Genomic DNA, 25,592 nt, shown 5'->3' on the forward strand with positions numbered 1-25,592 from the left:
TACGGGTTTTTCACAGCGACTCTGCTCAGGCAATCAACCCGTCAGGCCCGCTTGCTGGACCAGGGTCAGCAACGGCTGCGGGTACACACCGAGGAAGAACGCCAGGATGGCGATGGCCAGCAGCATCACGCCGCCCGCTTTCTGTTCCCAGTGCAACTCGGCGTCGTGGCGACGCAGGTTGGGTTCCATCAGGTACAGGGTGACCATGACGCGCAGGTAGTAGAACACGCCGATGGCACTGCCCAGCACCAGGGAGCCGACCAGCCACCATTGGTGGGCCTCGACGCCGGTGGCGATGATGTAGAACTTGCCGATGAAGCCGGCGGTCAGCGGGATGCCGGCCAGGGACAGCATCATCACGGTCAGCACGGCGGTCAGGTACGGACGGCGCCAGAACAGGCCGCGGTATTCGTACAGGGCGTCGGCGTCGCGACCGTTGTACGGCGAGGACATCAGGGTGATCACGCCGAAGGCGCCGAGGCTGGTAATCACGTAGGTGACCAGGTACACGCCGATGGCTTCCACCGCCAGGCCCTTGCTGGCGATCAGGGCGATCAGCAGGTAGCCGAAGTGGGCGATGGACGAGTAACCCAGCAGGCGCTTGAGGTTGCTCTGGGTCAGTGCCAGCAGGTTACCGAACAGGATCGACACGATGGCGATGATGGTCAGCACGTTGCTCAGCACACCGCTGCTGGCCACTGGCGAGATCTGGAACAGACGCACCATCACCGCGAACACCGCCACTTTCGACGCGGTGGCCAGGAACGCCGCTACTGGCGCCGGGGCGCCTTCGTAGACGTCCGGGGTCCACAGGTGGAACGGCACCAGCGACAGCTTGAACGCCAGGCCGATCAGCATCATGCCCAGGCCCAGTTGCGCGATCGGGCTAGGCAGGCCGGTGGCCGCCAGGGCCTGGCCGATGCCGACGAAGCTCAGGGTACCGGCTTCGGCGTAGAGCAGGGCCATGCCGAACAACAGGAACGCCGAACCAGCCGCCGACAGCACCATGTACTTGATGCCGGCTTCCAGGGAGCGCTTGTTGAAGAAGGCGTAGGCCACCAGGCCGTAGACCGGTACCGACAGCAGTTCCAGGCCGATGAACAGGCTGGCCAGGTGCTGCGCGCTGACCAGGACCAGGCCACCGGCGGCGGCCATCAGGATCAGCAGGTACAGTTCTTCGCGGTTGCCCGGGTAACCCGAACCGCCATCGCCCAGATAAGCGTGGGCGAGGGTGACACAGGCCAGGGTGGCGACCAGGATCAGCGCCATGTACAGGCAGGCGAAGCTGTCGATCTGGATCAGTGGCGTTACCGCCAATGGTGCGACTTTTAGCGCCGGCAAAATCGACAGCAAGGCCAGGTTCAGCCCCGCCACCGACAGCAGGAAGGTCTGTGAGTGATTGCGCCGCCAGGCGATCGCCAGCATCACCACGATGATCGTGGCGCTGGTGATCAACAGCGGTGCAAGCGCGATAAAGTGTTGAATCGTGAATTCCATAGCGCTCTTACCGGGCCGAAGCGAGTTGAGAGAAGGCGGTGCCGAGCCACTGCTGCACGCCATGCATGGTGGCGGCAGACGTGTCGAGGAACGGCTGCGGGTAGACGCCGAGGTAGACCAGCAGCATCGCCAAGCCCAGCACCATGATCAGTTCGCGACCGTCCATGCCGCGCAGCACTTCGTCCGACTTCGACGGGCCGAAGTAGGCGCGGTGGATCATGATCAGCGAATAGACCGAACCGAACACCAGGCCGGAGGTGGCGATGGCGATGATCCACGGCGCGCTGACGAAGCTGCCGATCAGGATCAGGAACTCGCCGACGAAGTTGCCGGTACCTGGCAGGCCCAGGGAAGCGGCTGCGAAGAACAGGCTGATGGCCGGCAGGTAGGCGATGCGCGACCACAGGCCACCCATCTCACGCATGTCCCGGGTGTGCAGGCGCTCGTACAACTGGCCGCTGAGGATAAACAGCGCCGCCGCCGACAGGCCGTGGGCGAGCATCTGGATCACCGCGCCTTGCAGGGCGAGCTGGCTGCCGGAGTAGATCCCGATCAGCACGAAGCCCATGTGCGAGACGCTGGAGAAGGCGATCAGGCGCTTGATGTCGGTCTGGGCGAACGCCAGGAACGCACCGTAGAAGATCCCGATCAGGCCCAGGGTCATCGCAATCGGCGCGAACTCGGCCGAGGCATTGGGGAACAGCGGCAGGGCGAAACGCAGCAGGCCGTAGGCCGCCGTTTTCAGCAGGATACCGGCCAGGTCCACGGAACCGGCGGTCGGCGCCTGGGCGTGGGCATCCGGCAGCCAGGAGTGGAACGGCACCACCGGCAGCTTCACCGCGAAGGCGATGAAGAAGCCCAGCATCAGCACGTACTCGGTGGTGCGCGACATCTGCACTTTCAACAGGTCGGCGTAGTTGAAGGTAATCACGCCGGTGTTGTTGAAGTTGACCAGCACCAGGCCCAGGATCGCCACCAACATGATCAGGCCGGAAGCCTGGGTGAAGATGAAGAACTTGGTCGCCGCGTAGATCCGGGTCTTCTTGCCGTCCGAAGAACTGTGACCCCAGAGCGCGATGAGGAAGTACATCGGCACCAGCATCATTTCCCAGAAGAAGAAGAACATGAACAGGTCCAGCGCCAGGAACACGCCGACGACACCGCCCAGGATCCACATCAGGTTCAGGTGGAAGAAGCCGACGTGACGCTGGATCTCTTTCCAGGAGCAGAGTACCGAGAGGATACCCAGCAGGCCGGTCAACAGGATCATCAGCAGCGACAGGCCGTCGAGGGCCAGGTGCACGCTGATGCCGAAGCGCGCGATCCACAGGTGCTTGAACTCAAGCGCCCAAGTCGGGTTGGCGCCAGGGGCCGGGGCAAATGAGAAGTCGCCGGTCGCCCACAGCCAGAGGCCGAGCGCGAGTTCCAGGGACATGGTCAGCAGCGCAATCCAGCGCGGGAGCGTGGAGCTGGAACGCTCCGCGATCCAGCACAGCAGGCCGCCGATGAAGGGGATCAGGATTAGCCAGGGCAGAATCATGACGGGCTCGTTTCCTTTCGCAAGTTCGCAAGGTTCATATCAGACCGCTACCAGCACGATGGCGCCGATAACCAGCACGGCGCCAGCCGCCATGGAAGCCGCATACCAACGCAGTTGACCGGTCTCGGTACGGCTCAGGGCAGTGTGGCCGCCCTTGGCCATGCGCGGGATCAGGCCAATGGTCTGGTCGAGCGGGTCTTTGCGCAGAATGTGGCTGATCGCAAGGTATGGCTTGACGAACAGTTTGTCGTAGATCCAGTCGAAGCCCCAGGCAGCGAACCACCAGGCCGAAAGGACACGGCCCAGGCCGCTGTTGGCGATGGTCGTGACGAAACGACGCTTGCCCAGGAACAGCAGGGCGGACAGCAGGATCCCCGCCAGGGCGATGGCACCGGAGGCGATTTCCAGGCTGTGCTTGGCTTCGCCGCCGGCATGGCCGACGCTTTCCGGCAGTACACCGTGCAGCGGCGGGGTGATCATGGCGCCGATGAAGGTCGACAGCACGATCAGCACCGACAGCGGCAGCCAGTGGGCAATCCCGTGGCCGGCGTGGGCTTCGGTCTTGGCTTCACCATGGAACGCGATGAAGATCAGGCGGAAGGTGTACAGCGAGGTCATGAACGCACCCACCAGGCCGGCGTAGAGCAGGCCCTGGTTACCGCTGGCGAACGCTTCCCAGAGGATCTCGTCCTTGGAGTAGAAACCGGCGGTGACCAGTGGCAGGGCCGCCAGGGCCGCGCCACCGACGATGAAGCTGGCATAGGCCAACGGCAGTTTCTTCCACAGGCCGCCCATCTTGAAGATGTTCTGCTCGTGGTGGCAGGCAACGATCACCGCACCGGAGGCAAGGAACAGCAGGGCCTTGAAGAAGGCGTGGGTCATCAGGTGGAAGATCGCGCCTTCCCAGGCGCCGACGCCCAGGGCCAGGAACATGTAGCCGATCTGGCTCATGGTCGAGTAGGCGAGGATGCGCTTGATGTCGGTCTGTACCAGGGCGGCAAAGCCGGCCAGTACCAGGGTCACGCCGCCGACGATGCCGACCAGGTGCAGGATGTCCGGCGCCAGGGCGAACAGGCCGTGGGTACGGGCGATCAGGTAGACGCCCGCGGTCACCATGGTTGCGGCGTGGATCAGAGCCGACACCGGGGTAGGGCCGGCCATCGCGTCCGCCAACCAGGTCTGCAGCGGCAGTTGCGCGGATTTACCGACGGCGCCGCCCAGCAGCATCAGGGTCGCCAGGACGATCCAGAAGTCGCCGACCTTGAAGTGCTCGGGTGCCTTGACCAGCAGTTCCTGGATATTCAGCGTGCCCAGCTGTTGGAACAGGATGAACAGGCCGATGGCCATGAACACGTCGCCGATGCGGGTGACGATGAACGCCTTGAGTGCCGCGTTGCCGTTGTTGCGGTTGCTGTAGTAGAAACCGATCAACAGGTACGAGCACAGGCCCACGCCTTCCCAGCCGAAGTACAGGAACAACAGGTTATCGCCGAGCACCAGGAACAGCATGCTGGCGATGAACAGGTTGGTGTAGGCGAAGAAGCGCGAGTAACCGGCTTCACCGCGCATGTACCAGGACGCGAACAGGTGGATCAGGAAACCCACGCCGACCACGACGCCGAGCATGGTGATCGACAGGCCGTCGATGTACAGGGCGAAGTTCGGCGTGAAGCCTTCCACCGCCATCCATTGCCACAGCACCAGGGTGTAGTGACCACCTTCGGGCGGTGCGACGTTGAACTGCCAGATCACGTAGGCGGCAACGATCGCCGACAGGCCGATGGAGCCGACGCCAACCAGTGCCGAGAGGTTTTCCGACCAGCGTCCACGGGAGAACGCCAGCAGCAGGAAACCGATCAGGGGAAATACGAAAGTCAGAAAGATCATGTTCATCCGCGCATCTCACTGGCAGCGTCGATATCGAGCGTGTGGAAGCGGCGATACAGCTGCAACAGGATCGCCAGGCCGATACTGGCCTCGGCGGCTGCCAGGCTGATCACCAGGATGAACATGATCTGTCCATCGGGCTGCGCCCAGCGAGCGCCCGCGACGATGAAGGCCAGGGCGGCGGCATTCATCATGACCTCCAGGCTCATCAGCACGAACAGAATGTTGCGGCGGACCATCAGGCCGACCAGACCGAGACAGAACAGGATGCCGGCAACCGCCAGACCGTGTTCGAGAGGGATAGCAGGCATGTGATTACTCCTTCGCCTCGTTACGGCCCAAATGGAACGCCGTGACGGCTGCGGCAAGCAGCAGCATCGAGGCGAGTTCGACCACCAGCAGGTACGGACCGAACAGGCTGATGCCCACGGTCTTGGCGCCTACGGTGGTGTGGCCGATGGCCTGGCCGCTCTGGTGAGCGAACAGCACATACAGCAGTTCACCCAGCAGCAGGGCGGCGAGAATCACCGGCCCCGCCCAGATACCGGGCTTGAGCCAGTTGCGCTCCTGCTGCACCGAGGCCGGGCCGAGGTTCAGCATCATCACCACGAACACGAACAGCACCATGATGGCGCCGGCGTAGGCGATCACTTCCAGGGCCCCGGCAAACGGTGCACCGAGAGCGAAGAAAGTCATGGCCACGGCGATGAGCGAAATGATCAGGTAGAGCAGGGCATGTATGGGGTTGGTGTTGGTGACCACACGAAGCGTGGACACCACCGCGATACCCGATGCGAAATAGAAAGCGAATTCCATCTTTCTTCCTTAAGGCAGCAAGCTCTTCACGTTGATCGGTTCGGCTTCATTCTGTGCGGCGCCTTTGGGCTTACCGGCAATGGCCATACCTGCAACACGATAGAAGTTGTAATCAGGGTTTTTACCGGGACCGGAAATCAGCAGATCTTCTTTCTCGTACACCAGGTCCTGACGTTTGAAATCCGCCATTTCGAAATCCGGCGTGAGCTGGATCGCGGTGGTCGGGCATGCTTCCTCGCAGAGGCCGCAGAAAATGCAGCGCGAGAAGTTGATGCGGAAGAAGTCCGGGTACCAGCGACCGTCTTCGGTTTCAGCTTTCTGCAGCGAGATGCAGCCCACCGGGCAGGCCACGGCGCACAGGTTGCACGCCACGCAGCGCTCTTCGCCGTCGGGGTCGCGGGTCAGGACGATGCGGCCGCGATAACGCGGTGCCAGGTAGACCGGCTCTTCCGGGTATTGCAGGGTGTCGCGCTTGCGAAAGCCATGGCCGAAGATCATGACCAGGCTTCGCAGTTGGGTACCGGTACCCTTAACGATGTCGCCAATATATTTGAACATGGGTCAAATCCTCACTGAACCGCGGCCGCAGGCGTGTTCATCAACACGATCGCAGCGGTCACCAGCAAATTGATCAGGGTCAGCGGCAGGCAGAATTTCCAGCTGAAGTCCATCACCTGGTCGTAGCGCGGGCGCGGGATCGAGGCGCGCAGCAGGACGAACAGCATGATGAAGAACGCGGTCTTCAGGGCGAACCACACGAAGGACAGTTGCGGCAGGATGTCGAACGGACCGTGCCAACCGCCGAAGAACAGCGTCACCAGCAATGCCGAGATCAGGACGATACCGATGTACTCGCCGACGAAGAACATGCCCCATTTCATGCCGGCATATTCAATGTGGTAACCGTCCGCCAGTTCCTGTTCCGCTTCCGGCTGGTCGAACGGGTGACGGTGAGTCACCGCCACGCCGGCGACGAAGAAGGTACAGAAGCCGAAGAACTGCGGAATGATGAACCACAGGTGCTGGGCCTGGTACTCGACGATGTCGCGCATGTTGAACGAGCCGGCCTGGACCACCACGCCCATCAGCGCCAGGCCCATGAACACTTCGTAGGACACGGTCTGGGCCGAAGCCCGCAGGCTGCCCAGCAGAGCGAACTTGTTGTTGCTCGACCAGCCAGCGAACAGCACCGCGTACACCGACAGGCCGGCCATGGCGAAGAAGAACAGCAGGCCGATGTTCAGGTCCGCCACGCCCCAGGTCGGGGTGATCGGGATGATCGCGAAGGCGATCAGCAAGGCGCTCATGGCCACCACCGGTGCCAGGGTGAAGATCACCTTGTCGGCAAACGGCGGCGTCCAGTCTTCCTTGAAGAACATCTTGATCATGTCGGCGGCGATCTGGAACATGCCGTACGGGCCGACGCGGTTCGGACCGTAGCGGTCCTGCCACCAGCCCAGCAGGCGACGTTCGACAAAGCTCAGCAACGCGCCTGTGACCACCACGGCCAGCAGGATCACGATGGCCTTGAGGACCGTCAGGATCACATCGATCACTTCAGGGGTGAACCAGCTCATTGCGCTGCCTCCTGCAGACCGTCGACGGTTTTACCGAACACCGCCGGCGGGATGCCCGCCAGACCGGCCGGCAGGGCCACCAGGCCGGCGCCCAGTTCTTCATTGATGCGCAGCGGCAGACGCAGGGTCTGGCCGGCCACGTTCAGGCTCAGCAGGGCGCCGTCGTTGACACCCAGGCGATCGGCTTCGGACTTGGCCAGGGCCACGTAGGCGGCCGGGATGCGCTCCTGCACCGGCGCGGCCTTGGAAGAGTTCTCTTCGCTGCCGAACAGGTGATGGAACGGCACGACCTGCCAGGTGCCCGGTGCCGGGTTGAAGGCACGCGGTACGCTGGCGAACCAGCTCAGGCCATCGCCCTGGCTTTCGATCAGGCGGGTGCCCGGGTCACCGGCACGCAGGTGACCACCGACTTCGTCCTGGAACTTGTTCCAGGCTTGCGGCGAGTTCCAACCCGGCGACCAGGCGAACGGCACTTGCGAGCGCGGTTCGGCGGAGCCCGAGTAACCTTCCATGGAGAAGGCGAACGCGGTGTCCTTGTCCTGCGGGGTGCGTGGCTCATGCACGCTGATGTTGGCGCGCATGGCGGTGCGGCCGGAGTAACGCAGCGGTTCACGGGCCAGTTTCAGACCCTTGATGCGGAACGCGGCGGACGGCGCGGCGTCGACGATGCCGGCCAGTTGCGCGGTGCTCGAAGCCACGGCAGCGGTGACATGGTCCAGTTGCGTCCAGTCGATCGGCTGGTTCAGCAGGGTGGCGCGCAGGGCGTGCAGCCAGCGCCAGCCTTCGTGGACCAGGATGCTGGCGTCCAGGTATTGCGGGTCGAACACCTGGAAGAAGCGCTGGGCGCGGCCTTCCTGGCTGACCAGCGTACCGTCGCCTTCAGCGAAGCTCGCCGCCGGCAACAGCAGGTGGGCGCGGTCTGTGGTGGCGGTCTTCTGGTGGTCGGCAACGATCAGCACTTTCGCGGCGCTCAGAGCAGCGTCCACACGGGCCTTGTCGGTGCGGGTGTACAGGTCGTTCTCCAGCACCACGATGGCGTCGGCGCTGCCGTCGATCACCGCTTGCAGGGCGGCATCGACCGATTCGCCACCGAGCATGGCCAGGCCGAGGCTGTTGGCTTCCGGCACGACCAGGCTGATGGAACCGTTCTTCTCGCGCAGCTTCAGGGCCTTGGCGATGTTGGCGGCGGCTTCGATCAGGGCCTTGGAGCCCAGGGAAGTACCGGCGATCACCAGCGGACGCTTGGCCGCCAGCAGGGCGTCGGCGATGCGCTGGACCAGGGCGGTCGCTTCGCTGTCCAGGCCTTCGACGGCCGGGGCGCTGGCGTCCAGGGCGTGGGCCACGGCAAAACCGATGCGCGCCAGGTCGTCAGGGGCGGCGTGGACGCATTCTTCGGCGACGTCGTCGAGCTTGGTTTCAGCCAGGCTGGCGATGAACAGCGGGTTCAGCTCATGCTGGCCGATGTTCTTCACGGCAGCGTCGAGCCATGGCTGGACGCGCATGGCGTCGGCCATGTCCTCAGCCTTGCCCTTGACCGACTGGCGCAGGGCCAGGGCCATGCGCGCGGCGGTCTGGGTCAGGTCTTCGCCGAGGACGAACACAGCGTCGTGGTCTTCGATGTCACGCATCGTCGGCACGGGCAGCGGGCTGTCCTTGAGCACTTGCAGCACCAGGCGGATGCGCTCCAGTTCAGCGGCTTCGATACCGCTGTAGAAGTGCTCGGCGCCGACCAGTTCACGCAATGCGTAGTTGCTTTCCAGGCTGGCCCGTGGCGAACCGATGCCGACAATGTTACGGCCGCGCAGCAGTTCGGCGGCCTTGTCCAGGGCTTCGTCCAGGCTCAGCTTGGCGCCACCTGCCAGCAGCGGCTGGCGTGGGCGATCCGTGCGGTTGACGTAGCCGTAGCCGAAGCGGCCGCGGTCGCAGAGGAAGTACTGGTTCACCGAACCGTTGTAGCGGTTCTCGATGCGACGCAGTTCGCCGTAGCGCTCGCCCGGGCTGATGTTGCAACCGCTGGAGCAGCCGTGGCAGATGCTTGGCGAGAACTGCATGTCCCACTTGCGGTTGTAGCGCTCGGAGTGGGTCTTGTCGGTGAACACGCCAGTCGGGCAGACCTCGGTGAGGTTGCCGGAGAATTCGCTTTCCAGGGTGCCGTCTTCAACGCGACCGAAGTACACGTTGTCGTGGGCGCCGTACACGCCCAGGTCGGTGCCGCCGGCGTAGTCCTTGTAGAAACGCACGCAACGGTAGCAAGCGATGCAGCGGTTCATCTCGTGGGAAATGAACGGGCCCAGTTGCTGGTTCTGGTGGGTGCGTTTCTTGAAGCGATAACGGCGCTCGTTGTGGCCGGTCATCACGGTCATGTCTTGCAGGTGGCAGTGACCGCCTTCCTCGCAGACCGGGCAGTCGTGCGGATGGTTGGTCATCAGCCATTCGACGACACTGGCGCGGAACGCCTTGGATTCTTCATCGTCGATGGAGATCCAGGTGTTGTCGGTGGCGGGGGTCATGCAGGACATGACGATCCGACCACGGGTGTCGTTTTCGTCGGTGTACTGCTTGACCGCGCACTGGCGGCAGGCCCCGACGCTACCAAGCGCGGGATGCCAGCAGAAATATGGGATGTCGAGGCCTAGCGACAGACATGCCTGTAACAGGTTGTCTGCCCCGTCGACTTCGAGCGCTTTGCCGTCTACGTGGATAGTGGCCATGGTTCAAAGTTCTTCGTTGGCCCGGTGTCAGCGGGCGTGGCTAATGGAATCTTGTTATTCGTCCGAATCCAAACAGCCTGCAAAGGCGTCATCGGACGAAAGGCGAAGGGCACGGACCCTTCGCCTTTTTAAGCGTGTTACGCGCCGACCATGGTCGGCGTGACCACCTGATTGAGATCGCCTGTGCGGGTGGGCGCGATGCCGGCCTCGAATTCAGAGCGGAAGTATTTGATCGCGCTGCCCAACGGCTCCACGGCACCCGGTGCGTGAGCACAGAAGGTCTTGCCTGGGCCGAGGAAACCCACCAGACCCAGCAGGGTCTCGATGTCGCCGGGCTGGCCTTCGCCGTTCTCGATGGCCATCAGCAGCTTGACGCTCCAGGGCAGGCCATCGCGGCAAGGGGTGCAGAAGCCGCAGGATTCGCGGGCGAAAAACTGCTCCATGTTGCGCAGCAGCGACACCATGTTGACGCTGTCGTCCACCGCCATGGCCAGGCCGGTACCCATCCGGGTGCCCACCTTGGCGATGCCGCCGGCATACATTTGTGCGTCCAGGTGTTCCGGCAACAGGAAGCCGGTACCGGCACCGCCGGGCTGCCAGCACTTGAGCTTGTAGCCGTCGCGCATGCCGCCGGCGTAGTCCTCGAACAGCTCACGGCCGGTGACGCCGAAAGGCAGTTCCCACAGGCCGGGGTTCTTGACCTTGCCGGAGAAGCCCATGAGCTTGGTGCCCATGTCTTCGCTGCCGTCGCGGGCCAGGGATTTGTACCAGTCCACGCCGTCGGCGATGATCGCCGGCACGTTGCACAGGGTCTCGACGTTGTTCACGCAGGTCGGCTTGCCCCACACGCCCACGGCGGCAGGGAAGGGCGGCTTGGAGCGCGGGTTGGCGCGGCGGCCTTCGAGGGAGTTGATCAGTGCGGTTTCTTCACCGCAGATGTAGCGTCCGGCGCCGGTGTGGACGAACAGCTCGAAATCGAAACCGCTGCCCAGGATGTTCTTGCCCAGCAGGCCCGCGGCCTTGGCTTCTTCCACGGCACGGTTCAGGTGCTTGGCGGCGGTGGTGTATTCGCCGCGCAGGAAGATGTAGCCACGGTAGGTTTTCAGCGCACGGGCGCTGATCAGCATGCCTTCGATCAGCAGATGGGGCAGTTGCTCCATCAGCATGCGGTCCTTCCAGGTGTTGGGTTCCATTTCATCCGCGTTGCAGAGCAGGTAGCGGATGTCGATGGATTCGTCCTTGGGCATCAGGCCCCACTTCACGCCGGTGGGGAAGCCCGCACCGCCGCGACCCTTGAGGCCAGAGTCCTTCACGGTCTGGACGATGTCGTCCACGGCCATGTCGGCGAACGCCTTGCGCGCGGCGGCGTAGCCGTTCTTGGCCTGGTACTCGTCCAGCCACACGGCTTCGCCGTCGTCACGCAGGCGCCAGGTCAGGGGATGGGTTTCGGCCGAGCGCTGGATGCGGTTGGCGGGCCCGAAGGAAGTCAGGGTCATACGTAGCCCTCCAGCAATTTGGCGACGCCAGCGGGTGCAACGTCACCGAAGGTGTCGTCGTCGATCATCAGCGCCGGGGCCTTGTCACAGTTGCCCAGGCAGCACACCGGCAGCAGTGTGAAACGGCCGTCGGCGGTGGTCTGGCCGAGGCCGATGCCCAGCTTGCTCTGGATTTCGCTGACCACGGATTCGTGGCCACCGATGTAGCAGACCATGCTGTCGCAGACGCGAATGATGTGGCGGCCTACCGGCTGGCGGAAGATCTGGCTGTAGAAGGTGGCGACGCCTTCGACGTCGCTCGCCGGGATGCCGAGGATCTCGCCGATGGCGTAGAGCGCGCCGTCAGGCACCCAGCCACGTTCCTTCTGGACGATCTTCAGGGCTTCGATCGACGCCGCGCGCGGGTCTTCATAGTGATGCAGCTCGTGCTCGATGGCCGAGCGCTCGGTTTCGCTCAGGGCGAAACGGTCTGTCTGGATAAGCGTGCTGTTCATGCTTAGCGGTCCACGTCGGCCATAACGAAATCGATACTACCCAGGTACGCGATCAAGTCCGCGACCATGCTGCCTTTGATCACCGAAGGGATCTGCTGCAGGTGCGGGTAGCTTGGGGTGCGGATCCGGGTGCGGTAGCTCATGGTGCCGCCGTCGCTCGTCAGGTAATAACTGTTGATGCCCTTGGTCGCTTCGATCATCTGGAAGGACTCGTTGGCCGGCATGACCGGGCCCCACGAAACCTGCAGGAAGTGCGTGATCAGGGTCTCGATGTGCTGCAGCGTGCGCTCTTTAGGTGGCGGCGTGGTCAGCGGGTGATCCGCCTTGTACGGGCCTTCCGGCATGTTGCGCATGCATTGCTCGATGATCTTGACGCTCTGGCGCATCTCTTCGACGCGAACCATGCAGCGGTCGTAGGCATCGCCGTTGGCCGCCAGCGGGACTTCGAATTCGAAGTTCTCGTAGCCGGAGTACGGGCGGGCCTTGCGCAGGTCGAAGTCGCAACCGGTGGAACGCAGGCCTGCACCGGTGACGCCCCATTCCAGGGCTTCCTTGGTGTTGTAGGCGGCGACGCCGATGGTACGACCCTTGAGGATGCTGTTCTGCAAGGCGGCCTTGGTGTATTCGTCCAGGCGCTTGGGCATCCACTCGACGAAGTCCTTGACCAGCTTTTCCCAACCCCGTGGCAGATCGTGGGCCACGCCACCGATGCGGTACCAGGCCGGGTGCAGACGGAAACCAGTGATGGCTTCGATCACCGTGTACGCCTTCTGGCGGTCGGTAAAGGTGAAGAACACCGGCGTCATGGCGCCCACGTCCTGGATATAGGTGCCCAGGAACAGCAGGTGGCTGGTGATACGGAAGAACTCGGCCATCATGATGCGGATGACGTCGACCCGGTCCGGCACCTTGATCCCGGCCAGTTTCTCGACCGAAAGCACGTACGGCAGGTTGTTCATCACGCCGCCGAGGTAGTCGATGCGGTCGGTGTACGGAATGTAGCTGTGCCAGGACTGGCGCTCGGCCATTTTCTCGGCGCCACGGTGGTGGTAGCCGATGTCCGGGACGCAGTCGACGATCTCTTCGCCGTCCAGTTGCAGGATGATGCGGAACGCACCGTGGGCCGAAGGGTGGTTCGGGCCCAGGTTGAGGAACATGTAGTCCTCGTTGGCGCCGGAACGCTTCATGCCCCAGTCTTCAGGCTTGAAGCGCGCGGCTTCTTCCTCGAGCTGTTGCTTGGCCAGGGACAGGCTGTACGGATCGAACTCGGTGGCACGGGCCGGGAAGTCCTTGCGCAGCGGGTGACCTTCCCAGGTCGGCGGCATCATGATGCGCGACAGGTGCGGGTGGCCGGGGAAATCGATCCCGTACATGTCCCACACTTCACGTTCGTACCAGTTGGCGTTCGGCCAGATACCGGTCACGGTCGGCACGCTGAGGTCGCCCTCGGACAAGGCGACCTTGATCATTACGTCACTATTACGCTCGATCGACATCAGGTGATAGAACACGGTGAAGTCGACGCCATCGGGCAGGCCCTGGCGCTTGGTGCGCAGGCGCTCGTCCACGCCGTGCAGGTCATAGAGCATGACGTACGGCTTGGGCAGGTTGCGCAGGAAGGTCAGGACTTCGACGAGTCTGGCACGGGCAACCCACAGCACCGGCATGCCGGTGCGGGTCGGCTGGGCGGTGAACGCCTCGGCGCCAAAACGGTTGTTCAGTTCGACGACCACATCCTGGTCGTCTGCCTTGTAGGGCGGGATGTACAGAGCACTGCCTGTAGTCATGGTTATTTATCGCTTTCGGTCAACGTAAAGAATGAAGCCAGGTTCGTGTTTCTTGTTCAGGAACAGAGCTGGATCAGACTTCGTCGGGGCTGCGCAGGTTGGTGACTGCGATACGCTGTTCGCGGCGCTGTTCCTTTTGCGACGGCATCTCGGCGCGATACACGCCTTGATCACCAACGACCCAGGACAGTGGGCGACGCTCCTGGCCAATCGACTCCTGCAACAGCATCAGGCCTTGCAGGAAAGCTTCAGGGCGGGGCGGGCAGCCAGGCACGTAGACGTCCACGGGCAGGAACTTGTCCACCCCTTGAACGACGGAGTAGATGTCGTACATGCCACCGGAGTTGGCGCACGAACCCATGGAGATAACCCATTTCGGTTCGAGCATTTGCTCGTAGAGACGCTGGATGATCGGCGCCATCTTGATGAAGCAGGTACCGGCGATAACCATGAAGTCCGCCTGGCGCGGCGATGCCCGGATCACCTCGGCGCCAAAGCGCGCGATGTCGTGGGGCGCCGTGAAGGCGGTGGTCATTTCCACGTAGCAGCACGAAAGGCCGAAGTTGTACGGCCACAGGGAGTTCTTGCGACCCCAGTTGACCGTGCTGTTCAGCACGTCTTCGAGCTTGCCCATGAAGATGTTCTTGTGGACTTGATCTTCTAACGGATCGGCGACGGTTTCCCGTTCGCCAATCGGATACTGCTCGTTAGGAGCATCGGGGTCGATCCTGGTGAGATTGTATTGCATTGCCAAAGCCTCATTGTTTCAGCTTCGCTTGCCGCTTGCGCCGAGCTTCCGGAGCCCAATCAAGTGCCCCCACCCGGAAAAGGTAGACAAGACCTGCCAACAGAATTGCTATGAAAACGAGAGCTTCGACAAATCCGGTCCAGCCGCTTTCGCGGACGGACACAGACCAGGCAAAGAGAAAGAGGGCTTCGATATCGAAGATCACGAAGAGCATCGCGACCAGATAGAATTTGGCTGAGAGCCGCAAGCGGGCGCCACCGGTAGGCAGCATGCCGGACTCGAACGGTTCGTTTTTGCTGCGGCCCCAGGCTTTTGACCCGAGAAGGCTCGACAGCCCGAGCATGAAGGCACACAGGCCGACGACACCCAGAAGGAAAATGGCAAAGCCCCAGTTGTGGGCCATGAGTCCTGTCGCTTCGGGCATGCTGGAAATCCTTAACAGAGGGCAAAGGCCTCTGAGCTTGAAAAGAAATAACGCAGTGACGATATGTCGCAGCAATCGATCGCGGTGATTTTATGGCTAAACACCGAGCAAGTAAAATTCCTATAGCGAAATTATTTATTGGAATAAGGACATGGCACCTCTCGAAGCGGCCGCAACCCCCCAGCCCTGTGGGTATTGATCGTTTATTGGGCTGTTATATTTCGGACAGTGCACATGATGATAATGCATCTCAAGTGATAATCATTATTGTTTGATAGCAACTTTTCCTGATGGCTTCCTGTAACGTCCGGAAACTTGTGTTACATGAGCGCCGATAAAGTTGTGAGCACCTGCCGTTTTACTCTTTTTCAGACTGCCTGTTACTGCGTTCGATCAATTTTTCTGAAGGCTCTTCGATTTCCTTGTGGGAGCGAGCCTGCTCGCGATAGCGATGCATCAGCTTGCACTGATGTTGAATGTGCCGGCGCTATCGCGAGCAGGCTCGCTCCCACAGGAGAAGATGTGTTGCTGGTAAAGGGTAGGCGAAAAAAAGCCCCGAACCAGTCGGGGCGTCAGATCGTCAGCCTTGCGGTTAGTTTTTATTCGGTCCGCAAGGGCCGTTTACCCGTGGATCAGTGGAACTGTTCTTCTTCGGTCGAACCGGTCAGTGCGGTCACCGACGAGGTGCCGCCCTGGATCACGGTGGTCATGTCGTCGAAGTAGCCGGTACCCACTTCCTGCTGGTGAGCCACGAAGGTGTAGCCTTTGGCGGCGTCGGCGAATTCCTGCTCTTGCAGCTTCACGTAGGCAGTCATGTCGTTGCGGGCGTAGTCGTGCGCCAGGTTGAACATGCTGTGCCACATGTTGTGAATGCCGGCCAGGGTGATGAACTGGTGCTTGTAGCCCATGGCGGACAGTTCGCGCTGGAACTTGGCGATGGTCGCGTCGTCCAGGTTTTTCTTCCAGTTGAAGGAAGGCGAGCAGTTGTACGACAGCAGTTGGTCCGGGTATTCCTTCTTGATCGCTTCGGCGAAGCGACGAGCCTCGTCCAGGTCCGGCTTGGCGGTTTCGCACCAGATCAGATCGGCGTACGGCGCGTAGGCCAGGCCGCGGGCGATGGCCTGGTCGAGACCGGCGCGGACTTTGTAGAAGCCTTCCTGGGTACGGGTGCCAGTCACGAACGGCTGGTCGTATGGATCGCAGTCGGAGGTCAGCAGGTCAGCGGCGTTGGCGTCGGTACGGGCCAGGATAATGGTCGGTACACCGGCAACGTCGGCGGCCAGGCGGGCAGCGGTCAGCTTCTGCACGGCTTCCTGGGTCGGTACCAGTACCTTGCCGCCCATGTGGCCGCACTTCTTCACCGACGCCAGTTGGTCTTCGAAGTGAACGCCGGCGGCGCCTGCCTCGATCATGCTCTTCATCAGCTCGTAGGCGTTCAGGACGCCGCCGAAACCGGCTTCGGCGTCAGCCACGATCGGTGCGAAGTAGTCGATGTAGCCTTCGTCGCCCGGGTTCTTGCCGGCTTTCCACTGGATCTGGTCGGCGCGACGGAACGAGTTGTTGATGCGCTTGACCACGGTCGGAACCGAATCCACCGGGTACAGCGACTGGTCGGGGTACATCGACTCGGCGGAGTTGTTGTCCGCGGCCACTTGCCAGCCCGACAAGTAGATCGCCTGGATGCCGGCCTTGACTTGCTGTACGGCCTGGCCGCCGGTCAGGGCGCCCATGCAGTTGACGAAATCTTTCTCGGGGCGGAAGGCTGGCTTGGCGCCCTGGGTCACCAGGTTCCACAGCTTTTCGGCGCCCATTTTCGCAAAGGTGTGCTCAGGTTGAACCGAGCCACGCAGGCGGACGACGTCAGCAGCGGAATAATTGCGCTTCACGCCTTTCCAGCGTGGGTTCTCAGCCCAGTCTTTTTCAAGGGCTGCAATTTGCTGTTCGCGTGTCAGTGCCATGGAGATAAACCTCGTCGCATCGTCGGGTGTGGAAGATTCCTGCTCCTGCCGTTCACCAATCATTGGCGAAGAAGGCTGCTCGCTGGCCAGGGGGCCGGGCGTACAAGTCGGTTCAGGCGGGGCGGCGACGGGATGAACGATGGGCTCGAGGGGAAAGTGAGCAGGTAGAGGCGGACTGCGGGCGCATTCGGGCGTCGTGGGCCCTTGTACGAACTCAGAGTGATGCCGGGTTACCTAGTTACGCTTCCGTCCCTCGGGACAACTTCGTTCCAGTCGCAACCTCGTCAAACACACCTTGTGGGCAGTACAGACACGAATCGGCTTGCGGGGTAGGTGCAAGCGGCGACCCGAAGGCCCTTGCCAGGGCCCCTGATTAGCGGGAGCGAGGCCATCATGCCTTCGGTTTTTTGGCTCGTCAAACGTTTTGTAGTGCTTTTTTTCAAGCACTACATCTTTGGTCTAATACGACTCGTCAGTCAGTTTTTGGTGCTTCAGTTCAGGGTATCGACTTTGACCCGCAGAATCATGTCGTCGCGGCCCTGGGTCGAGTAGCTGCGGGTCAGGCCCTGTTTGTCGGCTTGGGTCTGGCGATTCACGCCCGCCAGGGTGATCCATTCACCCAGCCGTCCGCTGACAGTTGTGTCGGTACTCTGAACGTTCACTACATCGGGACGTTCCTGGCTCATGCGGTCACGGTTGGTACTGATGCTCAGATGAACGGTCTCGCCGGTGACGCTCGCCGTGACATAGAAACCCTGGGTGACGTTGCGGTATTCGGTCTGGCTTTGCATGCCGCCGTAGCTGTCGGTCTGGCTGCTGGTGAACGGTACGCTCTGGCCGACCTGGATCAGCGCCGGCTGGCCTTCACTGGCTTGCACTTGTTGCACGCCACCGTCACGGCTGGCCGTGCTGCGGTTGATGATCCGGGTCTGGCTGGGGGCGGCGCCGTTGATGGAGTAGCCCTGGTCGCCCTGCAGGTTGTTTTCGTTGGTGTCGACCGTGATCAGCAGGCGCTTGGGGGCGGTGTCCAATTGGGCGAGAAATTCTCGCAGTTCCTCGATCTTGCCGGGCTCGGCGTTGACGATCAGTTGGTTGCCGTAGGCGCTGACCTGGCCGTCCTTGCCGATGAAGTCCTGCGCCACCGGGAGCAGGTCGGCGCTGGTGCGGTAGTTCAACGGCACGATTTGCGTGTCGGCCATGACCGACAGGCTGCAACCGAGCAGCAGGGTGGCCAGGAGGGTGCGTAGCGACATTCCATTTCTCCGCGGGACAAAGGCTTGATATTGCCAGTTTGTCGGCCCAGGGTGGGGCAAGTTGAATGATAGACGGCAAAACGCCCCGGCATCGGTGGATGGCGGGGCGTTTTGAGCGTTGCACGATGCTCTTGTGGCGAGGGGATTTATCCCCGCTGGGCTGCGCAGCAGCCCCAACACAGGCGACTCAATCCGTCTGATACACCGAGTCGCAGGGCTTTGGGGCTGCTGCGCAGCCCAGCGGGGATAAATCCCCTCGCCACAGATAAATCTCCTATTCACAAGGGATCGCTTCAGGCCGAGCGCCGCACCATGTCCACATGGGGAATCCCGGCTTCCAGGAACTCCTCGCTGACCACTGCAAAACCCAGCCGCTCATAGAACGGCGTGGCATGCACCTGGGCGCTGAGCTTCTGTTGCTTTAGCCCGCGCTTTTCGGCTTCGGCGATCAGCGCATGCATCAGTGCATCGCCCACTTTCAGGCCGCGCCAGTCCTTGAGTACCGAAACACGGCCAATGTGACCGTCGGTCAGCAGGCGTGCGGTGCCGATGGGGAAGTCGCCTTCGAATGCGAGGAAATGCACCGCGCCCTGATCGTCGGCATCCCATTCCAGCTCGGGTGGGACGGATTGCTCGACGATGAACACGCTTTCACGAATGCGCCGGATCTCGGCGTTATCCTTTTGCCAGTCTGCGACACGAACGTGGATTTTATTCATCGGCGAACCCCAGGCTGCCTTGCTTGACCAGCTCACAGATCAGGCCGCGACCGTCTTCGTCGGTCAGCCATGGGCCGAGGTTTTCAATGTGCAGGGCGTCGGCCGCGCAGATCATTTTCAACAACTCGCGCAGCTTGCCCGGCAGGTAGCGACTCTGGCCGCTGGCGAACAGCAGCAGGTCATCATCGACTTCCGACCAGGCCAGGCGCGCGCTCGGGTTGCGGATGATCACGGCGCCCTGTTCCAGGCCGGCCAGCAGGTCGTCTTCTTCCAGCTCGGGGCCGACCACCAGTTCCGGGTAGCGCGGCTCGGTCATGAACTGGCCGAACCAGGTCAGCAGCAGGCGCTCGTCGCTCATGTGTTCGGCCAGCAAACCCTTGAGGCGGTCGAGGGCGTCGTGCTGGATCTGGTGCGGGTCGGCCACGGGGCGCGCATCGGCGTCGGTGTAGCGCTCTTCGTCGGGCAGGAACTGGCTGAGGAAGTCGGTGAAGTGGGTCAGCACTTCGGCGGCGCTCGGTGCACGGAAGCCTACGGAGTAGGTCATGCAGTCATCCACGGCCACGCCGCAATGAGCCAGGCGCGGCGGCAGGTAAAGCATGTCGCCGGGTTCCAGGACCCACTCGTCGGTGGCGTCGAAGTCGGCGAGGATGCGCAGGTCGGCGTGAGGCAGCAGCGGGCTCTCGGAGTCGCACATCTGGCCGATTTTCCAGTTGCGCTTGCCATGGCCCTGCAGCAGGAACACGTCGTAGTTATCGAAGTGCGGGCCGACGCTGCCACCCGGGGCGGCGAAGCTGATCATCACGTCGTCGATGCGCCAGCTCGGCAGGAAGCGGAAGTGTTCCAGCAGCTCGCTGACTTCCGGAACGAACTGATCGACCGCCTGCACCAGCAGGGTCCAGTCGCGCTCCGGCAGCTTGCTGAATTCGTCTTCGGCGAACGGGCCACGACGCAGCTCCCAGGGCCGCTCGCCATGCTCGAGTACCAGGCGCGATTCGACTTCTTCTTCCAGGGCCAGGCCGGCCAGTTCATCGGCATCGATCGGGCTTTCGAAGTCGGGAATCGCCTGGCGGATCAGCAGTGGTTTTTTCTGCCAGTAGTCGCGCAGGAACTCCCGTGCCGTGATGCCGCCCAGGAGTTGCAGAGGAATATCAGGATTCATGTGTAACCTATTGAAAAAATATACTTTTCAGACGCGAATAAAAACGCCCGGCGCGGCCGGGCGTCTCAGGGGCAAAGCGCTCGGTCAGATGCGCTTGGCTTGTGCCGCCGCATTGCCGATGTAGCTGGCCGGCGTGAGTTTCTTCAGCTTGTCGCGGGCTTGGGCAGGCATGTCCAGGCCGTCGATGAAAGTCTGCAACGCTTCAGGGCTGATGCCCTTGCCACGGGTCAGTTCTTTCAGCTTTTCGTACGGGTTTTCGATGTTGTAGCGACGCATCACGGTCTGGATCGGCTCGGCCAGGACTTCCCAGCAGGCGTCCAGGTCGGCGGCGATCTTCTGCTCGTTCAGTTCCAGCTTGCCGATGCCCTTGAGGCTGGCTTCGTAGGCGATGACGCTGTGGGCAAAGCCCACGCCGAGGTTACGCAGTACGGTGGAGTCGGTCAGGTCACGCTGCCAGCGGGAGATCGGCAGTTTGCTCGCCAGGTGCTGGAACAGTGCGTTGGCGATGCCCAGGTTGCCTTCGGAGTTTTCGAAGTCGATCGGGTTGACCTTGTGCGGCATGGTCGAGGAACCGATTTCGCCGGCAATGGTGCGCTGCTTGAAGTAGCCCAGGGAGATGTAGCCCCAGATGTCGCGGTCGAAGTCGATCAGGATGGTGTTGAAGCGCGCGATCGCGTCGAACAGCTCGGCGATGTAGTCGTGCGGTTCGATCTGGGTGGTGTACGGGTTGAAGCTCAGGCCCAGTTCGTCTTCGATGAAGGCACGGGCGTTGGCTTCCCAGTCGATCTCCGGGTAGGCCGACAGGTGAGCGTTGTAGTTGCCTACGGCACCGTTGATCTTGCCCAGCAGTGGTACGGCAGCGACCTGAGCGATCTGGCGCTCCAGGCGGTACACCACGTTCGCCAGCTCTTTGCCCAGGGTGGTCGGCGACGCCGGTTGGCCGTGGGTGCGCGACAGCATCGGCACGTCGGCGAAACGGATCGCCAGCTCACGGATGGCCTCGGCGGTCTGGCGCATCAGCGGCAGCATTACATCGTCGCGGCCTTCGCGCAGCATCAGGGCGTGGGACAGGTTGTTGATGTCCTCGCTGGTGCAGGCGAAGTGGATGAACTCACTGACGTTGGCCAGTTCCGGCAGCTTGGCCGCCTGCTCCTTGAGCAGGTACTCGATCGCCTTGACGTCGTGGTTGGTGGTGCGCTCGATCTCTTTGACGCGCTCGGCGTGCTCCAGCGCGAAGTTGTCCGCCAGGGCATTGAGCACCGCGTTGGCTTCGGCGGAAAACGCCGGGACTTCGCCGATGGCAGGATGGGCGGCCAGGCGCTGGAGCCAGCGCACTTCAACCAGGACGCGGGCACGGATCAGGCCGTACTCGCTGAAAATCGGGCGCAGGGCCTGGGTTTTGCCGGCGTAGCGGCCGTCTACAGGGGAAACCGCAGTGAGCGAAGAGAGCTGCATGGGGTGTTCTCGGACAGTCGGGCAACGAAATGGGGCGCGTATCATACATGAAAACAAGCGCCGGTCCGTCGCCAACTGACCGGCGTATTACGCGTAACGAAGTACTATTTATTACCTGTGGCGAGGGAGCTTGCTCCCGCTGGGGCGCGAAGCGGCCCTGAATCCAGGCAAGCCGTTCGACCAGCCAGACGCAAAGGGGCTGCGCTGCAGCCCAGCGGGAGCAAGCTCCCTCGCCACAAAAAAACGGGTTGAGACGACTTATTCGTTGCGCATCAACGGGTAAAGCTCTTTCAGCAATTTGCGTCGGCTGATCACCAGTTGCCAGCGATGCCCCCCCAGTTGTCGCCACAGCCGCGCCGAACGAATGCCGGCCAGCAACAGGGCACGGATCTTCGAGGCGTTGCTGGGCTGTTGCAGGTTGCGCATGTCGCCATGCACCTGGATACGCTGGCGCAGGGTGCTCAGGGTGTCCTGGTACAGCGCGCCGCAGGCAGCGATGACGTTTTCGTGGGAAGGACCGAAATGCTCGACCTGGGACTGGATCTGCGGCAGGCGCTTGCCGATGGTGTCCAGCAGGTCGTCGCGCTTGGCGAGCTGGCGTTCAAGGCCCAGCATCGACAGGGCATAGCGCAGCGGTTCGCGTTGCAGGGCGCTGGGGTCGCGCTCCAGGGCGCCGATCAGTGCGCGATAGCCTTCGCGCAGGTTCAGGTCGTCGCCGCCATAGACTTCCAGGGTGTCCTTGGGGTCGCGCACCAGCAGGCTGCCGAGCATGCAGCTCAGGCCGGCCTCGGAGGTCTGGCCGGTCTTGGCGATCCGGTCCACCAGCACGGCGGCGAGAAACACACCGCCCAACGCCGTCAGTTGCTCCTGGATCGGGTTCATGCCTTGCTGCTCCACGGCTCTGCGACTTCGATCACGCCGCCGCCCAAGCAGATTTCGCCGTCGTAGAACACCACGGACTGGCCGGGGGTGACCGCCCGTTGTGGATCATCGAAGGTGGCGCGGTAGCCGGTGGCGGTCTTTTCCAGGGTGCAGGGCTGGTCGCTCTGGCGATAGCGTACCTTGGCCGTCAGGCGGCGCGGTTCGCTCAGGTCGATCGGGTTGACCCAATAGATGTCGGAAGCGAGCAGGGCACGGGAAAACAACCACGGATGATCATTGCCCTGGCCGACGATCAGCTCGTTGTGCTCCAGGTCCTTGATCAACACGTACCACGGCTCTTCGCCGGCGTCCTTCAGCCCGCCGATGCCCAGGCCCTGGCGTTGGCCGATGGTGTGGTACATCAGGCCATGGTGACGGCCGATGACTTCACCTGAGGGGGTCTTGATCTCGCCGGGCTGGGCCGGCAGGTATTGCTTGAGAAAGTCGCTGAAGCGCCGTTCGCCGATGAAGCAGATGCCGGTGGAGTCTTTCTTCTTAGCGGTGGCGAGGGCGTGTTTCTCGGCGATGGCCCGTACTTCGGGCTTCTCCAGTTCACCCACCGGGAACAGGGTCTTGGCGATCTGCTCGCCGCCGACGGCATGCAGGAAGTAGCTCTGGTCCTTGTTCGGATCCAGGCCCTTGAGCAGCTCGGTGCGCCCGTCGATGTCACGGCGGCGCACATAGTGACCGGTGGCGATCAGGTCGGCGCCCAGCATCATGGCGTAGTCGAGGAACGCCTTGAACTTGATTTCGCGGTTGCAGAGGATGTCCGGGTTCGGCGTGCGGCCGGCCTTGTATTCGGCCAGGAAGTGCTCGAACACGTTGTCCCAGTACTCGGCGGCGAAATTGGCGGTGTGCAGCTTGATGCCGATTTTGTCGCACACGGCCTGGGCGTCCGCGAGGTCGTCCATGGCGGTGCAGTATTCGGTTCCGTCGTCTTCTTCCCAGTTCTTCATGAACAGGCCTTCCACCTCATAACCCTGCTCGATCAGCAGAAGGGCGGAAACGGAAGAGTCCACGCCGCCGGACATGCCGACAATGACGCGCTTCTTGGTGGAGCCGGAAGGAGCTGGATCACGCATAGGAATTCAATGAGTGTCTTGAAAAAGGACGCGATTCTATCAGGCCCGGGCGCGCAAGGCTAAAGAGAAGGGCGTATCAGTGCCAGACTGTGGCGATGGCCGGCCAGATAATCGTCGATACAGCGGATGATCAGCTCGCTGCGCCAACGGTCGCGTTGTTCGAGCAGTTCGTCGCGGGTCAGCCACCGGGCACCCAGGATGCCGTCGTCCAGTTGATAGTCGGGGTGGTGCTTGAGCGCTTTGGCAGCGAAACAGACCCGTTGGTAGGTCACGCCATTGCTGGGGGCGGTATACAGGTAGATGCCGACCACGCTGGTGGGTTCTACGTCCCAGCCGGTTTCCTCCAGGGTTTCGCGCACGGCGGCTTCGCTCAGGCTTTCGTCCGGGTCCAGGTGCCCGGCAGGCTGATTGAGCACCGCGCGCCCGCCCTTGGATTCCTCCACCATCAGGAAGCGGCCGTTGTCCTCGACGATGGTGGCGACGGTGATGTGGGGTTTCCAATCCATGTGGCTTCCTCGAAATCTGAATAGTGAAACACAACCCTTATGGGAGCGAGCCTGCTCGCGATGGCGGCAGGTCAGTCAATACAGGTGTCGGATGATAAACCACCATCGCGAGCTGGCTCGCTCCCACAGGACTTTTGAACGGCCTGGAAACTGTGGAGGCCGAGCTTGCTCGCGATAGCGCTGGGTCAGTCGATGCTAAAGCGCAATGCATATCGCATTGGGATAGTTTTCTTCGTAGTGCCAGATGTCTCGAATATCACAAAGTCTGCTTGTAAAGGATTTAATGGTGATCGTTACCTGTTTGTTGGATACGTCGTGATCGAACTCGACAACAGCCGTTGATTCCGAAAATCCGTCTTTAATAGTCAGATTTGTCACTCCGGCCGGATAATTTTTATCCGGTGTCAGGTAGAACTCGGAAGCCACCCTTGGATTGCCTTCGCCGTGTCGTTCAACTTTGTGTATTTTTCCGGGAGGATAATCCTGGTACACATCACAGCCTGAAAAATAGAGGTTGACGTTGGATAAGAAAGAAAATTTATCCGTGTCCGCGATAACGACTTGCGATACCTTTTTTGAGGGGGCGGGATGCAGTGGGTCATTGGGTGAGTAGGGAATGACCTGATCGTTGATCTGGAGCTCGCACCCTATGTCGGTCTTGTTGCGGTCGGCGGGTGTGCTTGGTGTGTTGATCGCAAGTCCAATGCTGGCTATGAAGTCGTCAAAGATCCAATAGTATGTGTCGATGGCGGCGCGAGGTGAGTGGGTTGAATAGGTTACTTGATTGCCGAACTTGGTTGCGTTGAATCGGTATTCGGCCGATGGGCTTTTGAACAGTAATTCATGGGAGGTGGTGGCGTAGCTGTATCGCTCTCCATAGTGATTGGTGCGCACATCCGTAGAATACCTTCCGCCAGAAGTGCGGAGTTCATTGACTTCACGATACTCAAAAGGCTCACCCTCGCCATCTCTGGCGTGCAGAGTGGGGAATACTGTCAGGTCCAGGAAGCTGAAATTCACAATAGTGAAATGTTTTTGAGCGGGTATGGTCACTTGCGAATCTGTTTTCACGGTGTGTTTCCTCAACGTGTGCGAGCCAGGTGGTGAGTTTTCAACGCGTCCTGTTCGCTGAAAAAACAGACCCTGTGCAAGAAGGATTGCTATCGCCATGCAGGCGATTGCAGCAATCCAGTTTCGCTCCACTTGAGGTCGGTACAACTTTAGTCAATTCCAGCTTCAAAATGACGATCTGACTCTCTCTCGTTCTCTTGCCGAGACATCTCGCATCCATAAGGCTGAAAGGGGTGTGTTTGGGTCACGCCAGGGCTTTCAATGCTGATGGTTTACTTCATGCGCCTTCAGTGAAGAGGGCGTACTTGGAACGATGCTTTTAAGCCTAGGCGGCCTCCGGATTCTGTCAAACAGTCTGCTCGTCCTGTCCGGTGTCGGATGTAAATCGCTATCGCGAGCAGGCTCGCTCCCACAGGGGGGTGCGGTGAGCGCGATAGCTGCCTTGCACTCACCCTTGTGGGAGCGAGCCTGCTCGCGATAGCGGTGGGGCA

22 protein-coding genes are annotated in these 25,592 nt (G+C 61.7%); all 22 read right to left on the reverse strand.

The window, feature by feature from the left end; genetic code table 11:
• Positions 1–33: 33 nt before the first annotated feature.
• The 22 genes from nuoN to LOY67_RS10015 all read right to left on the reverse strand — a co-directional run bounded on the left by nuoN (position 34) and on the right by LOY67_RS10015 (position 25,101).
• Complete coding sequence (gene nuoN / locus LOY67_RS09910) at positions 34–1,497, reverse strand: NADH-quinone oxidoreductase subunit NuoN (RefSeq protein WP_265066994.1); 1,464 nt, start codon at positions 1,495–1,497, stop codon at positions 34–36.
• Positions 1,498–1,504: 7 nt separating this feature from the next.
• Positions 1,505–3,037 carry an NADH-quinone oxidoreductase subunit M gene (nuoM, locus tag LOY67_RS09915; RefSeq protein WP_265066995.1) on the reverse strand — a complete coding sequence of 511 codons (1,533 nt, stop codon included), beginning with the start codon at positions 3,035–3,037 and terminating at the stop codon, positions 1,505–1,507.
• 39 nt (positions 3,038–3,076) lie between these two features.
• Positions 3,077–4,930: an NADH-quinone oxidoreductase subunit L gene (nuoL, locus tag LOY67_RS09920; protein ID WP_265066996.1), complete on the reverse strand. Its 1,854-nt coding sequence runs from the start codon at positions 4,928–4,930 to the stop codon at positions 3,077–3,079.
• Positions 4,927–5,235, reverse strand: a complete 309-nt coding sequence (gene nuoK, locus LOY67_RS09925) for an NADH-quinone oxidoreductase subunit NuoK (RefSeq protein WP_017131317.1) — start codon at positions 5,233–5,235, stop codon at positions 4,927–4,929. The genes nuoL and nuoK overlap by 4 nt, the downstream gene beginning before the upstream one ends.
• Before the next feature lie 4 nt (positions 5,236–5,239).
• On the reverse strand, positions 5,240–5,740 hold the full coding sequence (nuoJ, locus tag LOY67_RS09930; protein WP_024779321.1) for an NADH-quinone oxidoreductase subunit J: 501 nt from the start codon (positions 5,738–5,740) through the stop codon (positions 5,240–5,242).
• Positions 5,741–5,749: 9 nt separating this feature from the next.
• Positions 5,750–6,298 (reverse strand): NADH-quinone oxidoreductase subunit NuoI, encoded by a 549-nt coding sequence (gene nuoI / locus LOY67_RS09935; protein WP_024779320.1) that lies wholly within the window; start codon positions 6,296–6,298, stop codon positions 5,750–5,752.
• Between the two features lie 11 nt (positions 6,299–6,309).
• The gene (nuoH, locus tag LOY67_RS09940; RefSeq protein WP_265066997.1) at positions 6,310–7,317 is read right to left on the reverse strand and encodes an NADH-quinone oxidoreductase subunit NuoH; all 1,008 of its coding nucleotides are present in this window, start codon (positions 7,315–7,317) and stop codon (positions 6,310–6,312) included.
• A complete protein-coding gene (nuoG, locus tag LOY67_RS09945; RefSeq protein ID WP_265066998.1) occupies positions 7,314–10,028 on the reverse strand; it encodes an NADH-quinone oxidoreductase subunit NuoG in 2,715 nt (904 codons plus the stop codon). The genes nuoH and nuoG overlap by 4 nt, the downstream gene beginning before the upstream one ends.
• Positions 10,029–10,165: 137 nt before the next feature.
• Positions 10,166–11,524, reverse strand: coding sequence for an NADH-quinone oxidoreductase subunit NuoF (gene nuoF, locus LOY67_RS09950; RefSeq protein WP_265066999.1), 1,359 nt, complete (start codon positions 11,522–11,524; stop codon positions 10,166–10,168).
• Positions 11,521–12,018 carry an NADH-quinone oxidoreductase subunit NuoE gene (gene nuoE, locus LOY67_RS09955; protein WP_024779316.1) on the reverse strand — a complete coding sequence of 166 codons (498 nt, stop codon included), beginning with the start codon at positions 12,016–12,018 and terminating at the stop codon, positions 11,521–11,523. Before nuoE ends, nuoF begins: the two co-directional genes overlap by 4 nt.
• 2 nt (positions 12,019–12,020) lie before the next feature.
• Entirely contained in the window at positions 12,021–13,805 is a 1,785-nt protein-coding gene (gene nuoC / locus LOY67_RS09960; protein ID WP_265067000.1) for an NADH-quinone oxidoreductase subunit C/D, read from the reverse strand.
• Between the two features lie 73 nt (positions 13,806–13,878).
• A complete protein-coding gene (locus LOY67_RS09965; protein WP_003180065.1) occupies positions 13,879–14,553 on the reverse strand; it encodes a NuoB/complex I 20 kDa subunit family protein in 675 nt (224 codons plus the stop codon).
• A 10-nt stretch (positions 14,554–14,563) separates the two neighbouring features.
• Complete coding sequence (locus LOY67_RS09970; RefSeq protein ID WP_024779313.1) at positions 14,564–14,977, reverse strand: NADH-quinone oxidoreductase subunit A; 414 nt, start codon at positions 14,975–14,977, stop codon at positions 14,564–14,566.
• 632 nt (positions 14,978–15,609) lie between these two features.
• On the reverse strand, positions 15,610–16,935 hold the full coding sequence (aceA, locus tag LOY67_RS09975; protein WP_014337679.1) for an isocitrate lyase: 1,326 nt from the start codon (positions 16,933–16,935) through the stop codon (positions 15,610–15,612).
• Between the two features lie 491 nt (positions 16,936–17,426).
• A complete protein-coding gene (locus LOY67_RS09980; protein WP_265067001.1) occupies positions 17,427–18,188 on the reverse strand; it encodes a secretin N-terminal domain-containing protein in 762 nt (253 codons plus the stop codon).
• Between the two features lie 293 nt (positions 18,189–18,481).
• Positions 18,482–18,907, reverse strand: a complete 426-nt coding sequence (locus LOY67_RS09985) for a GNAT family N-acetyltransferase (RefSeq protein WP_265067002.1) — start codon at positions 18,905–18,907, stop codon at positions 18,482–18,484.
• Positions 18,900–20,066, reverse strand: a complete 1,167-nt coding sequence (locus LOY67_RS09990) for a cupin domain-containing protein (protein WP_265067003.1) — start codon at positions 20,064–20,066, stop codon at positions 18,900–18,902. The genes LOY67_RS09985 and LOY67_RS09990 overlap by 8 nt, the downstream gene beginning before the upstream one ends.
• A gap of 84 nt (positions 20,067–20,150) precedes the next feature.
• Positions 20,151–21,521, reverse strand: a complete 1,371-nt coding sequence (gene purB / locus LOY67_RS09995) for an adenylosuccinate lyase (protein WP_265067004.1) — start codon at positions 21,519–21,521, stop codon at positions 20,151–20,153.
• Positions 21,522–21,779: 258 nt separating this feature from the next.
• Positions 21,780–22,403: a high frequency lysogenization protein HflD gene (hflD, locus tag LOY67_RS10000; RefSeq protein ID WP_265067005.1), complete on the reverse strand. Its 624-nt coding sequence runs from the start codon at positions 22,401–22,403 to the stop codon at positions 21,780–21,782.
• Positions 22,400–23,524 carry a tRNA 2-thiouridine(34) synthase MnmA gene (mnmA, locus tag LOY67_RS10005; RefSeq protein ID WP_265067006.1) on the reverse strand — a complete coding sequence of 375 codons (1,125 nt, stop codon included), beginning with the start codon at positions 23,522–23,524 and terminating at the stop codon, positions 22,400–22,402. The genes hflD and mnmA overlap by 4 nt, the downstream gene beginning before the upstream one ends.
• 59 nt (positions 23,525–23,583) lie before the next feature.
• On the reverse strand, positions 23,584–24,030 hold the full coding sequence (locus LOY67_RS10010) for an NUDIX hydrolase (RefSeq protein ID WP_265067007.1): 447 nt from the start codon (positions 24,028–24,030) through the stop codon (positions 23,584–23,586).
• 195 nt (positions 24,031–24,225) lie between these two features.
• Positions 24,226–25,101 (reverse strand): hypothetical protein, encoded by an 876-nt coding sequence (locus LOY67_RS10015; protein ID WP_265067008.1) that lies wholly within the window; start codon positions 25,099–25,101, stop codon positions 24,226–24,228.
• Positions 25,102–25,592 lie beyond the last annotated feature (491 nt).

Source organism: Pseudomonas sp. B21-056 (genome assembly GCF_026016325.1).
Taxonomy (GTDB): Bacteria; Pseudomonadota; Gammaproteobacteria; order Pseudomonadales; family Pseudomonadaceae; genus Aquipseudomonas.